Below are 13,486 nucleotides of genomic sequence, written 5' to 3'. Positions count from 1 at the left end.
TGTGCCCCTGGGCCAACCACGGTTGGCCACTACCGGGTGCGATGCACCTCATTCTTCGGCAAACGCCTCGCGCAGCAGCCCGGCGAAATTGCGGATCAACGGCGTCACACCCTCGCGGCGCCACGCCAGCTGCACTTCCGAATGCGCGCCGGCATCGGCCAGCGGCACGAAGCGCGCACCTTCCACCCGGATGTGGTCGCACGACGAAGGCAGGATCGCCGCACCCAGTCCCGCTGCAGCCAGGCTGATCAGCGTCGACGCCTCACCGGCCTCCTGCACGATGCGTGGAGTGAAGCCCGCCGCCGCACACAGCGCGATCATGTGGTCATGGATGCCCGCCCCGGCGCTGCGGCGGAATGCCACGAATGGTTCCTGCGCCAAGTCACGCAACGCCAGCGTGCCGCCTTTCGACAGTCGGCGCAGGGCAGGGTGGCCGGCATGCACGATCAACGCCAGTGGATCGACGAACAGGCTGTGCGCCACCAGCTCGGCCGGCAGCGTGCGCTTGCGGATGATGCCCACGTCCAGTGAACCATCTAGCAGCGCATCGATCTGTTGCAGGGTATTCATCTCGCTCAGCTGCAACCGCACCTGCGGGTACTGCTGACGGTACTGCAGGATCGAACGTGGAATCTGTGGCGACAACGGCGTAGCCCGGGTCAGGCCGATACGCAGCTCACCCTGCTCGCCACGCTGCGCGCGCTGCACTTCATCCACCGCCGATTCCACCTGCTGCACGATGCCGCGCGCACGTTCCTGCAGGAGTTCCCCCGCAGCCGTCAGCTGCACACGTCGATGGCTGCGCACGAACAACCGCGCACCGATCAGCTCCTCCAGCTGCCGGATCTGCTGGCTGAGCGGCGGCTGCGACATCCCCAACCGCTCGGCCGCCTGGCCAAAGTGCAGCGTATCGGCAACGGCGAGGAAGTAACGCAGATGGCGGAGTTCGATGGACATGCGCCCAGTCTATGCATCGCCAGCCACAAATGGGCCCAGATCATTCGTACGTCATCCACGCATGGCGTGGATCTACCGTGTCGACCAAGGTCGACACCTACCAACAGCAGCACAGAACGATGCAGGGGTCAGCGCCCGTTGCGCAGCAACGGGATCCGACCCCCGACAGATCGCGCAAATCTGTCAGAGGCGGGGCGGTGTGGGTGGGCAGGACCGTTGGCGCCATGGATGGCGCCATCGAGCCCCCATGGACGGGTTTACGGCGTGTCCTGCCCACCCACACCGACCCGCCATCCACGGAATGCAGGCTGTTGCCGTTGCCGTTGCTTCGGCAGGTGCAGGGCGCAGCCCTGCCGAACACCCCTCACCGTTCCGAATGCCCGCTCTGGTCGTAATCGCGCGGACTGAACAACTCCGGCTGGATCAGCTCGACAAACGCCCGCGCCTGCGCCGACAGCGCCTTGCCGCGGCGCACGATCACCCCGTAACTGCGTTCGGGGAACCAACGCTTCATCGAGCGTGCGGCCAACCGCTCGTGGTCGGCATCGTTCAGGCACAGCGCCGGCACGATGGAAATGCCCATGCCCATCGCCACGTACTGCTTGATCACTTCCCAGCCGCCCACTTCCAGCGCAACCGTGTAGGCGATGCGGTGGCGCTGGAACACCTGGTCGACCAGCCGGTAAGTGATCTGCCGCTTCGGCGGCAGCACCAGCGGGTAACGGGCGATGTCGGCCAGTTCCAGCTCGCCACCGCTGGCCAGCGGATGGTCATGCGGGGCGATCAGCACCTGTTCGAAACGGTAGGCCGGGGCGTAGCTGAGGTCGGCCGGCACATCGGTCATCGAGCCGATCGCCAGATCGGCGGCATCCTCGCGCAGCAGGTCGGTGCCGTCGGCGCTGATGGCGTTGTGCAGGGTCAGGCGTACGTCGGGGTAATGCTGGCGGAAGCGTTCGACGATCTTCGGCAGCAGGTACAGGATGGTCGAGCTGTTGGCGGCGATGTTCAGTTCGCCCGCGTCCAGTCCGCGCACCTTGTCGCGGAAGCGCGCTTCCAGGCCGTCCAGGCTCTCCACCAGCGGCTGTGCCATTTCATACAGCAGCTGGCCCTCGCGGCTGGGCACCAGGCGCCGGCCGCTGCGCTCGAACAGCGGCACCCCCAGTTCGCGCTCCAGCGCCTGCAACTGCAGGCTGATGGCCGGTTGGCTGACGAAAAGCGCCTCAGCCGCCCGTGAGACCGAGCCCAGACGCACGGTCTGACAGAACGCGCGCAGCGGCTTCAGCCGATCGGATTTGTAGGAAAAACGGGGGCTTGGCGAGGGACGCGTGGTCATGGCGTCACAAGTATTAGCACAATTTATGTAAAGCATTGCAAAAACTGTTTTGCCAAATACAGGGCTGCGGCGGCACGGTGGAGTCGTTCCCCCACGCTGGAGTCCTCCCATGTCCGCCGTCGCTTCCGCTGTTCCCTCCACCGCCGCCAAGGCCACGCCGGGCATCGCCCTGGCGACCCAGGTGGCGGGCCAGGCCACCGTGCTGCCGGCGCCGTTGCTGGCCCTGCTGGTGTCCCTGCACCGGGCAGTGGAACCCGGCCGGCAGGCGCGGCTGCAGGCCCGCCGCGAGCGTCAGGCGTTCTTCGACCAGGGTGGCCTGCCGGACTTCCGCCAGGACACCACCGCGATCCGCAGCGGTGGCTGGGTCGTGGCGCCGCTGCCGGCCGCGCTGCAGGACCGCCGCGTCGAGATTACCGGGCCGACCGACCCGAAGATGGTCATCAACGCGCTGAACTCCGGCGCCAAGGTGTTCATGGCCGACTTCGAGGATTCGACCTCGCCGACCTGGCGCAACCTGCTGGCCGGTCAGCAATCGCTGGCTGCCGCGGTGCGCGGCGACCTGCAGTACACCGCACCGGCGTCCAACGGCAAGGCGGGCAAGCACTACGCGCTGCGCCCCTACGACGAGCAGGCGGTGCTGATCGTGCGTCCGCGCGGCTGGCACCTGGACGAAAAGCATGTGCGCGTCGATGGCCAGTTCCTCGCCGGCGGCCTGTTCGATGCGGCGGTGTTCGCCTTCCACAATGCGCGCGCGCTGCAGTCCAGGGATCGCGGCCCGTACTTCTATCTGCCCAAGCTGCAGAGCATGGAAGAGGCGGCGCTGTGGGAGACCGCGCTGTCGCACATCGAAGGCATGCTCGGCCTGCCGCACGGGCAGATCAAGGTGACCGTGCTGATCGAAACGCTGCCGGCAGTGTTCGAGATGGACGAGATCCTGCATGCCCTGCGCGATCGCATCGTCGGCCTCAACTGTGGGCGCTGGGATTACATCTTCTCGTACCTGAAGACCTTCCGCCGCCACGCTGACCGCGTGCTGCCCGAGCGTGGCCAGGTGACCATGACCCAGCCGTTCCTGAAGGCCTATTCGGAACTGCTGATCCAGACCTGCCATCGCCGCGGCGCACATGCGATGGGTGGCATGGCCGCGCAGATTCCGATCAACAACGATGCGGCCGCCAACGAGCAGGCGATGGCGCGGGTGCGTGCCGACAAGCTGCGCGAAGTGAGCGCCGGCCACGATGGCACGTGGGTCGCGCACCCGGCGCTGATTCCGGTGGCGATGGCGATCTTCGACGAGCACATGCCCACGCCCAACCAGCACCACGTGTTGCGCCAGGACGTGCGCGTGGGCCGCGACGAACTGATCGCGCGTCCGCCGGGCACGATCACCCGCGCCGGCTTCGAAGGCAATGTCGAAGTCTGCGTGCGCTACCTGGCCGCATGGCTGGATGGCAACGGCTGCGTGCCGATCCACCACCTGATGGAGGACGCAGCGACCGCCGAAATCAGCCGCAGCCAGTTGTGGCAGTGGCTGCACACGCCGGGCCAGCAGCTGGACGACGGCACCGCGATTGATCTGGCGCTGCTCGATACCACCCTGGCGCAGCTGCCGGCGCGCCTCGGCGATACCTCGGCGCTGCCCGGTGGCGGCCGCATCGAAGAAGCCATCACCCTGCTGGCCGAGCTGAGCCGCAGCAACGAGCTGACCGATTTCCTGACCCTGCCGGCGTACGCGCGCATCGACTGATCGCTGCACGCCACTTTTCTCGACGCTTCCTTCCCCGCTGCATCCGCACGAACCGAACTGGAGATAGACATGAGCACGCTGCCCACTGCCGAACAGATCCAGCACGACTGGGACACCAATCCGCGCTGGGAAGGCATCCAGCGCAACTACAGCGCCGCCGACGTGGTGCGCCTGCGTGGCACCGTCCATATCGAGCATTCGCTGGCCCGGCTGGGTGCGGAAAAGCTGTGGAAATCGCTGCATGAGCGCGACTTCGTCAACGCGCTCGGCGCGCTGACCGGCAACCAGGCCATGCAGCAGGTGAAGGCCGGGCTGAAGGCGATCTATCTGTCCGGTTGGCAGGTGGCGGCCGATGCCAACCTGGCCGGTCAGATGTACCCGGACCAATCGCTGTATCCGGCCGATTCGGTGCCGGCGGTGGTCAAGCGCATCAACAACACGCTGTTGCGTGCCGACCAGCTGCACCATGCCGAAGGCAAGGATGACATCGACTTCCTGCAGCCGATCGTGGCCGACGCCGAAGCCGGTTTCGGCGGCGTGCTCAACGCCTTCGAACTGATGAAGGCGATGATCGAAGCCGGTGCGGCCGGCGTGCACTTCGAAGACCAGCTGGCTTCGGTGAAGAAGTGCGGGCACATGGGCGGCAAGGTGCTGGTGCCGACCCGCGAGGCGATCGAGAAGCTCAACGCCGCGCGACTGGCCGCCGACGTGCTGGGTGTGCCGACCCTGCTGGTGGCGCGTACCGACGCCGAGGCTGCTGATCTGCTGACCAGCGACATCGATGGCAACGACACGCCGTTCGCTACCGGCGAGCGCACCGTGGAAGGCTTCTACAAGACCCGCAACGGCCTGGACCAGGCCATCAGCCGTGGCCTGGCGTACGCGCCCTATGCCGATCTGGTGTGGTGCGAGACCGGCAAGCCGGATCTGGAATTCGCGCGGAAATTCGCCGAGGCGATCCATGCGAAGTTCCCGGGCAAGCTGCTGGCCTACAACTGCTCGCCCAGCTTCAACTGGAAGAAGAACCTGGACGACGCCACCATCGCCAAGTTCCAGAAGGAGCTGGGCAGCTACGGCTACAAGTTCCAGTTCATCACCCTGGCCGGTTTCCATGCGCTGAACTACGGCATGTTCAACCTGGCCCATGGCTATGCGCGCCGGCAGATGAGCGCCTTCGTGGAACTGCAGGAAGCCGAGTTCGAAGCGGCCGAGCGCGGCTTCACCGCGGTCAAGCACCAGCGCGAGGTCGGCACCGGCTACTTCGATGCGGTGACCCAGGCCATCCAGCAGGGGCAGTCCTCGACCACCGCGCTGACCGGCTCGACCGAGGAAGAGCAGTTCCACGGCGAGCGCAGCGAACGCGCCGCGTGATCCGGTAGTGCCGGCCGCTGGCCGGCAACCACACGATGCTCCGGGCGCTGCGTGGCAGCCGGCCAGCGGCCGGCTCTACCGGGGCTGCGGATCCGATCAGGGTGGCCAGGGAAGGGCCAGACGACGCCGGCAGATCGGGGGATCTGCCGGCGTCGTTGTATCTGTGGCCGCTGCGACAATCGGCGTCGCGGCCACGCCAAGATATTGATATGGCTTGCTTTCCTTTTGCCGCCAACACGCGTGAATGAGGCGTTTCTCTGTGAATGAGGCGGAGTGCCGCGTCTTCACAAAAATGAGAAGCGGCGCACAGTTTGATTCACTGATATGCTCCGCGGCTCACCAGGGGACGCTGGCGGCGGGTGCAGGGAATGACCGGCAGGGGTGCGGCCGAGAACATCGACACGACAACCGGTATCGCCAAGGTGGCGATGGCCGAGATCGTGCACGCGCTGCTCTCCGAAGAAGAGGTTGCCCTGTTCGCCCGGTTCGCCCAGCCCTGCAGGCTGCAGGCGGGCCAGTGGCTGTTCCATCGCGGCCACCGCGGCGAGTGCATGTACATCATCCTCGAAGGCCTGATCGAGCTGGATTTCGGCGAGGACCTGGTGCTCAAGACGCTCGGCCGGCATGAATTTTTCGGTGAGCTCGGCCTGTTGATGGGCGACCATCTGCGCAGCGCCAGCGCGCGGGTGATGGCCGACTGCCACGTGCTGGAACTGGGGCCGGCGGATTTCCATCGCCTGGTCGAGTCCGACCCGGGCCTGGTGGCCTACTTCCTGCGACGCACGATCCTGCGCGTGCTGACCAACGAGCAGGCCCTGATCAGCCAGCTGCGGCGGCGCAACCATGACCTGGAAGCTGCGCTGGACAACCTGTACATCACCACACACCAGCTGACGCACACGCGTGAGCTGGTGCGCACCGACGAACTGACCGGCCTGCACAACCGCCGCGGCCTGGCCCTGTACCTGCAGGAATGCCGCACGCAGGAAGAAGGGCCCCCACAGGCCCTGCTGCTGATCGACTGTGACCGCTTCAAGCAGATCAACGACCGCCACGGCCACCAGGCCGGCGATCGGGTGCTGCAGAGCATGGGCAACATCCTGCGCTCGATGGCTGGTGAACATGACCTGGCCTGTCGCTTGGGCGGCGACGAGTTCTGCCTGATCCTGCGCCGGGCCAACGTCGAGATCGTGCAGCACGCCGCCGAGTTCATCCTGAGTGCGGTGCACGGCCTGCTCGAACGCAGCCATGGCACCCCGCACGTGAGTCTGGCCAGCATCGGGGCCAGCCTGCTGGCCCCTGACGCGGACTGGAGCGAGTGGTACGCTCGCGCCGATCGTGCGCTGTACCAAGCCAAGCGCGCAGGCGGCAACTGCCTGCGGTGGACCGATGGTCCAGATGGACAATGAGCGGAGATCCAGGCGATGAATGGCGACAACGGAACGTCGACCCCGCATAACGCCCAACTGCGGGCGCTGCTGTTCACCGATCTGTGCGATTCGCTGCAGCTGGTGGAGCGTATCGGCGACGCCGCCGCAGCCACCCTGTTCCAGGAACACGACCGTCTGGTGCTGGTGCTGCAGCATCGCTGGAACGGACAGCTGATCGACCGTTCGGATGGTCTGTTCCTGCTGTTCGAACGCCCGGTGGATGCACTCGGGTTTGCACTGGATTACCAACGCGACCTGCAGGCACTTGGCGAACAGCGCAGGGTTGAACTGCGTGCACGGGCGGGCCTGCATGTGGGTGATGTGCTGACCTGGGAAAACAGTCCCGAAGCGGTCAAGGTCGGCGCCAAGTCGATGGAAGTCGAAGGCCTGGCCAAGCCGATGGCCGCGCGCCTGATGACCCTGGCGCGTCCTGGCCAGATCCTGATGTCCGCCGTTGCCGAGTCGCTGACCCGACGTGCCACCGATGCCTTGGGCGAGCGTGGCGAACGCCTGCTGTGGAAGTCGCACGGGCGTTGGCGGTTCAAGGGCATGCCGACCGTCCAGGAAGTGATTGAAGTTGGCGAGATCGGCTTTGCTCCGCTGCGACTGCCGCGCGGCAACGCCAAGGCGCGGCGTGATCTGCCGTTGTGGCGACAGCCGGTGGTGTTGCTGGCGGAAAGCCTGATCCTGGCGTCTGTCGTGGTGGGTGGTTGGTTTCTGTTGCGCCCGGAGCCGGCCATCGCATTCTCAGAACGCGATTGGGTGGTGCTGGCCGACCTTGAGAATTTCACCGGCGAGCCGGTGTTCGATGAATCGACACGCCACGCGATCCTGATCGCGCTGGAACAGTCGCGCTACGTGAATGTGCTGTCCGAGGGCAAGATCCGCGAAAGCCTGGAAATGGCGCGCTTGTCCGGCGATACGCGCTTGAACCGCGGTGCAGCCATCGATGTGGCCATGCGCGAAGGTGCGCGAGCGGTCCTGCTGCCGACCGTACGCCCCAAGGCAGGGGGCTATCAGCTGGGAATCGATGTGGTGGCGCCCGGCAGCGGGCAGGTGGTGCGCAGCTTCACCGTCGCCGCCGACGGCCCTGACCAGATGATGTTCGCGGTGGACGATGTCGTCGGTCGTCTGCGCCGCGGTCTTGGCGAATCGGTGGCCAGCCTGGAACAGTCCCTGCCGCTGCCGAAGGCTTCCACCCGCGACCTGCGCGCCCTGCGCGCCTATGCCCTGGCCGAGAATGCCCTGGGCCAGCGCCGCTTCGAGGAAGCACGCAATCTCTACCAGGCGGCGATCGACATCGACCCCGGTTTTGCGCTGGCCTACATGGGCGTGGCCAAGCTGCTGGCCCGCACCGAAGAAGGGCGGCAGGCCCGCGAGGCGATGCAGCACGCGCTCGCCCAGCAGGAACGCCTGCCACCGCGCGAGCGCCTGTACCTGAAGGCCTGGCAGGCGGAGCTGGAACCGGGCGGCTGGGCCCTGGAGCAGTGGCGGACGCTGGCCAAGGTCTATCCCGACTCCTTCGCCGGGTTGTCCAACACGACCTGGCTGCTGCTGCAGGACAATCGTTTCAGCGAAGCCGAATCCTACGCCCATGCGGCGTCCGTACCGCAGGATCCGCTGCGGCTGTATCCGATGGTGCAGCTGGCACGCATCCAGATCGCGCACAACCAACCGCAGCTCGCCGCCGAAACGCTGGTGCAGGCACAGGGGCTGCGCGGCCGCGATGATCCCGATGACACCGGGGTCGATGTGTTGGTGGCGCAGCGCCGTTATGTGCAGGCCGGACAGCTGCTGGTGAAGCTGCGCACCGGTGATGCGCTGGCGCAGCGTATGCGACTGCGTGCACAGCTGCTGCTGGCCGCTGACCAGGGTGATTGCGCGTCGATGCAGGCGGCCTTGCGCGAGGACGCACCGGCACCTGAGCTTGCGGACATGCAGGTGCAGCAGCGATTGCAGCACGCCAGCGTAACCACGTTGTGCGCGGCGGGCGACAAAGCCGAGCTGCAGGCCATCGCAGCGCAGCTGCAGCCGCTGCTGGAAGATCGCGACGATCCCATGCAGCAGGCCCGCAGCCTGCAGTGGCTGGCCCTTGTCTATCTGGCCCAGCGGCAGGGACAGACCGATGTCGCCGAAGGCTGGCTGCATGCCAACGAGGCGCTGCTGCGCGCACAGCGCAGCCCGATGGTCGCTAAATGGATGCGCGTGGTTGCTGCGATGGGCGAACTGCAGGGGCAACGGCCGGACGCCGCGCGCGCGCTGATCGAGCCGATGCTCGATGGCAGTGAACCGGTGCAGGCACACGTGGTGCTGCTGCATGCGTTACGTGCGCAGCGCGATGAGGCCGGCGTGCGCCGCGAGCAGGAATGGCTGGCCCGTCACCGTGGTCAGGCCATTGCTGAGGTCACGGCGATGCAGGTCTGGCAGCCGCTGAACGTGCACGATGTATCGACCTGGGCCGCACCGTCCAAAGCGGTCGGCGCGCCCTGAGGCAGTAATCAGCCGCCGATGCGCTCGTCGACTTTGCCGGCTTCGAAGCAGAACACCACATTCATTGCGGTCAGCGAGCTGGCCAGGTGCTTCTGCAGGCCGTCACGAACGCGGGTGAGTTCTTCCACCGAGGCGAGCGAGTCGATCTTCATGCAGTCCTTCTCACCCAAGGCGGCGTCCAGGCCGATGCTGGAGAGGGCCTGAGCCGGTGATTCGGCGAATCGTTCGCGGAACGCGGCATCGTTGATGAGGTTGTCCAGCAGTACGCCGGCGTCTTCAGCGGAAAGGCGGGGGTCGGTAGCCATGTCGATCATCCAGAGTAGAACCTACGGTATCGGCCACCAGCGCTCGGCATTTAGGGCGACGTGTGCATTGCACACGAACACGGCCGCAGTACCGCGGCGGGTGTGGGCAACCCGCATACTATGGGTTCAACTGGTGGAAGACCAATGATGCAGATCCGACGTTGCGCGATCGTGATGTTCGAACCCCGCAGCGAAGTCTCGCTGGACCTCTCCCTGCTGCTGCAGGGCCAGGCGGGCCTGGCCACGCGCATGCATTGGCAGGCCCTTGCTGCCCACCTGGAGGCACCCGTGGAGGTGAGCATCGAGGAAGTCGACGTGCTGGGCCGCATCGCGTCGGATCGCTGGGTGGAGCCTGCACAGGTCGGCATCGAAGGCGCCGTGCTGGCAAGGCTGCTGGAGGTTGGTCTGGTGATCAGTCAGGCGCCTGGTGGGGCGGCGCATCGGGACCGCGACCAGCGCGTGCGCGACGCCAACTGGTGGCCTCTGTCGGCGCTACAGCACCGGATGGGTCGCTGGGGAGATATCAACAGCGCGCGTGAGATGCGTGAACACAAGCTGGTCACGGCGCAGGATCTGCATGCCAGGTTCGGTGCGCCGCCCGTCGCAGTGGACGCGCCCGATACCGATCCCTTGGTGTTACCCGATACGCCTGACGATGCGCGTGACCAGCTGCTGCGAAAGCGTGCAACCTGCCGCAACTTCGATGCGCAGCGTGCGCTGGCGCTTCCGCTGGTGGCGCAGGTGCTCAAGCGGACCGTGCAGGCACACGCTGCTCTGCGGCCGGGGGACGGCATGGAATTCCTGAAGAAGAACATTCCTTCCGGCGGCGGCCTGCATCCGTTGGAAACCTATGTGGTCGCCCTGGCTGTCGACGGTCTTGCGCCAGGCGTCTATCACTACCATCCGATGGAACACGCATTGCGATCGGTCGCCGTCGCCACCGATGACCTGCGCAGCATGGTGCTGGGTTTTGTTTCCGGGCAGGACTGGTTCGCCGACGCTCCGCTGCACATCATCCAGGTGGCACGCTTCCCACGCAGCTTCTGGAAATACCGCAGCCATCCAAAGGCCTACAGGGCCGTGCTGCTTGATGCGGGGCACCTTTCGCAACAGTGGATGCTGTCAGCCACCGAACTTGGGCTGGCCGCGTACGTGACTGCGGCGATCAACGAAATCAACGTGGAGAAGGCGCTGGGGCTGGATGGCATCGACGCCAGCCCGGTGATGATATGTGGCCTGGGGTGGCGCGCGGCCGCCCAGGTCACCAGTGAATTCGACCCGCTGCAGCAGGTCTGGCGGGAGTAAGCCGCCAGAACTGCGGAAGCCGGGTCAGGCCGCGTGCTTCATCACCGCCGGCGACAGCACCGTACCCAGCTGCTCCGACTCGAACATGAAGGGGACATTGAAGGGGCCGCCGCAGATCAGCGATGCCACCAGCTGGGAACGGACGGCGGAAAACTCTTCCTTGCTGGCCAGCACGCCATGGATTGCACACGGGCTGCCACCCGCCATCGGCTGCAGGCCATGTCGAACCAACGCTGCACTGGGATCAACGGAGAATTCGTTGCGGAACGCGTCATCGTCGCACAGCAGATCGAGCAGGCGTACGGCGTTGTCGGTGGACAGCGGGGGCTTTCGGTACATGGTGACTCCTGTGATAGCCGAAGTGATGGATGCGCCGCAGAGCGGCAAACGAAGACTATCAGCAGGCGGCGACGTGCTGAAATGATCAAGGCACTGTATGTGCCGCGACGACAGCGCGTTGAAGGTTGTCCGCGAAGCGACGCCCTGCAAGGCAGTCTGTGGTCCGCAGGCGCAAGACGCCCAACGATTTGTGAGCCGGGCTGCGCCCGGCTCACCATTCATCACACCGCTTCGAAATCCACCAGCACCGCACCATCACCCACCTGGTCACCGGCCTTGGCACGATAACCCTTCACCGTGCCATCGGCCGGTGCCTGCAGGGTGTGCTCCATCTTCATCGCTTCCAGCACCACCAGCGGCGTGCCGCGCTTCACCTGCGTGCCTGCCGCCACCAGCGTTGCCACGATCCTGCCGGGCATCGGTGCCAGCAGGCTGCCGGCGTCGGCGCTGGCCTGTTCAGATTCGCCCACCGGATCGTGCAGGGTGAAGCGGTGCTGGCCATCGTCGCCGAACAGGTACAGCTGATCGCCATCGCGCTGCAGCTGCAAACGCCAGCGACGCTCGTCCAGCTGCACCGACAAGGTGTGGCCATCGGCACGGCCGACGACCTGCTTCGGTGCGGCGTCATCGCACTGCACACGCCAGCCATCGGCCGTGACCCACACCTTCAGCGTGTGCGCCCGCTCTCCTTGCTGCAGCGGCACCACGCGCGCGGCAGGCGCACCCAACCGCCAGCCATCCTGTGCCTGCCACGGCGAATGCGGGTCGCGCACATCGGCGGCAGCGGCCGGTGTGCTTGCTACCGCGGCGATCGCTGCCAGTTCCCACAGCGCCTGCTCACCGTCACCGGTCACCGCCAGTGCGGCCTGCTCACGCTCGATCAGCGCGGTATCCAGCTTTGCGTTGGCGAACGAATCGGTGTGCAGCAGGCGGCGCAGGAAGCCGGCATTGGTGGTCACGCCCACCACCTGGCAGTCGGCCAGGGCCTGGCTCATGCGCCGCAGCGCGGCGTCGCGGTCCACGTCCCAGACGATCAGCTTGGCGATCATCGGGTCGTAGTACGGGGTGATGCTGTCGCCTTCCTCCACACCGGTGTCCACCCGCACGTTCGCCGACGGGGTCGGCAGGCGCAGGCGGCGCAGGGTGCCGGTGGACGGCAGGAAGCCACGGTCGGCATCTTCGGCGTACAAGCGCGCTTCGAGGGCATGGCCGTGGATGGTCAGTTCGTCCTGGCGCTTGGGCAGCGGCTGGCCGGCGGCCACGCGCAGCTGCCATTCCACCAGGTCGGTGCCGGTGATGAATTCGGTGACCGGGTGTTCGACCTGCAGGCGGGTGTTCATTTCCATGAAGTAGAAATCGCCGTCCGGGCCGGCGATGAACTCCACCGTGCCCGCACCGATGTAGCCCACCGCGCGCGCGGCATCGACGGCGGCCTTGCCCATCGCGGCGCGGCGGTCGGCACTCATGCCCGGGGCCGGCGCTTCTTCCAGCACCTTCTGGTGGCGGCGCTGCACCGAGCAGTCGCGCTCAAACAGATACACCGCCTCGCCATGACCACCGCCGAACACCTGGATCTCGATATGGCGCGGGCGCTCGACATACTTCTCGACCAGCACGTGGTCGTTGCCGAACGCCGAGGCGGCCTCGCGCTGGCAGCTGGCCAGCGCGTCGACGAAGTCCTCGCTGCGCTCGACCTTGCGCATGCCCTTGCCGCCGCCGCCAGCGCTGGCCTTGATCAGCACCGGGTAGCCGATGCCATCGGCCTGGGTGCGCAGGAACTCCGGCGCCTGCTGGTCACCGTGGTAGCCCGGCGTCAGTGGCACGCCGGCCTTGGCCATCAAGGCCTTGGCCGCGCTCTTGTCGCCCATCGCGCGGATCGCACTGGCGGGCGGACCGATGAAGGTGATCCCCGCTGCGACGCAGGCGTCGGCGAAGTCGGCGTTCTCGGACAGGAAGCCGTAGCCGGGATGGATGGCCTGCGCGCCGGTGCGGCGTGCGGCATCGAGGATCGCATCGCTGCGCAGGTAGCTCTCGCGCGCGGCAGCCGGGCCGATGTGGATGGCTTCGTCGGCCAGGCGCACATGGCGTGCATTGCGGTCCGCATCGGAATACACCGCCACGGTGGCGATGCCGAGGCGACGGCAGGTGGCGATGACGCGGCAGGCGATCTCACCGCGGTTGGCGATCAGGACTTTGCTGAACATGGCAA

10 protein-coding genes are annotated in these 13,486 nt (G+C 66.4%); 5 read left to right on the top strand and 5 right to left on the bottom strand.

The window, feature by feature from the left end:
* Positions 1-48: 48 nt before the first annotated feature.
* Both H3005_RS14545 and H3005_RS14540 read right to left on the bottom strand, forming a co-directional pair.
* Positions 49-957, bottom strand: a complete 909-nt coding sequence (locus H3005_RS14545) for a LysR family transcriptional regulator (protein ID WP_100554401.1) — start codon at positions 955-957, stop codon at positions 49-51.
* 364 nt (positions 958-1,321) lie between these two features.
* Complete coding sequence (locus tag H3005_RS14540) at positions 1,322-2,290, bottom strand: LysR family transcriptional regulator (protein WP_089241546.1); 969 nt, start codon at positions 2,288-2,290, stop codon at positions 1,322-1,324.
* A 109-nt stretch (positions 2,291-2,399) separates the two neighbouring features.
* Between H3005_RS14540 and aceB the strand changes: the two genes are divergently transcribed.
* From aceB to H3005_RS14520, 4 genes are all read left to right on the top strand, one after another.
* On the top strand, positions 2,400-4,037 hold the full coding sequence (gene aceB, locus H3005_RS14535; RefSeq protein ID WP_191078480.1) for a malate synthase A: 1,638 nt from the start codon (positions 2,400-2,402) through the stop codon (positions 4,035-4,037).
* A gap of 69 nt (positions 4,038-4,106) precedes the next feature.
* Complete coding sequence (aceA, locus tag H3005_RS14530) at positions 4,107-5,408, top strand: isocitrate lyase (RefSeq protein ID WP_100554403.1); 1,302 nt, start codon at positions 4,107-4,109, stop codon at positions 5,406-5,408.
* A gap of 368 nt (positions 5,409-5,776) precedes the next feature.
* Positions 5,777-6,817 carry a GGDEF domain-containing protein gene (locus H3005_RS14525; protein ID WP_191078479.1) on the top strand — a complete coding sequence of 347 codons (1,041 nt, stop codon included), beginning with the start codon at positions 5,777-5,779 and terminating at the stop codon, positions 6,815-6,817.
* Between the two features lie 15 nt (positions 6,818-6,832).
* On the top strand, positions 6,833-9,328 hold the full coding sequence (locus H3005_RS14520; RefSeq protein WP_191078478.1) for a putative peptide modification system cyclase: 2,496 nt from the start codon (positions 6,833-6,835) through the stop codon (positions 9,326-9,328).
* A gap of 8 nt (positions 9,329-9,336) precedes the next feature.
* On the opposite strand, the gene H3005_RS14515 is transcribed toward H3005_RS14520, so the two are convergent.
* Entirely contained in the window at positions 9,337-9,633 is a 297-nt protein-coding gene (locus tag H3005_RS14515; RefSeq protein ID WP_099819686.1) for an NHLP-related RiPP peptide, read from the bottom strand.
* A 147-nt stretch (positions 9,634-9,780) separates the two neighbouring features.
* Here H3005_RS14515 and H3005_RS14510 point away from each other — a divergent pair, with 147 nt between their 5' ends.
* A complete protein-coding gene (locus H3005_RS14510) occupies positions 9,781-10,938 on the top strand; it encodes a putative peptide maturation dehydrogenase (protein WP_191078477.1) in 1,158 nt (385 codons plus the stop codon).
* 24 nt (positions 10,939-10,962) lie between these two features.
* Here H3005_RS14510 and H3005_RS14505 read toward each other — a convergent pair whose 3' ends face one another.
* On the bottom strand, positions 10,963-11,277 hold the full coding sequence (locus tag H3005_RS14505; RefSeq protein WP_165781032.1) for an NHLP-related RiPP peptide: 315 nt from the start codon (positions 11,275-11,277) through the stop codon (positions 10,963-10,965).
* Positions 11,278-11,498: 221 nt separating this feature from the next.
* A complete protein-coding gene (locus H3005_RS14500; protein WP_191078476.1) occupies positions 11,499-13,481 on the bottom strand; it encodes an acetyl/propionyl/methylcrotonyl-CoA carboxylase subunit alpha in 1,983 nt (660 codons plus the stop codon).
* Positions 13,482-13,486: the final 5 nt, after the last annotated feature.

Origin of the sequence: Stenotrophomonas sp. Br8, assembly GCF_014763005.1 — a bacterium.
GTDB classification, from domain to species: domain Bacteria; phylum Pseudomonadota; class Gammaproteobacteria; order Xanthomonadales; family Xanthomonadaceae; genus Stenotrophomonas; species Stenotrophomonas lactitubi.
Note: the sequence above shows the minus strand (reverse complement) of the source record. Positions and strands in the feature narration are given on the sequence as shown.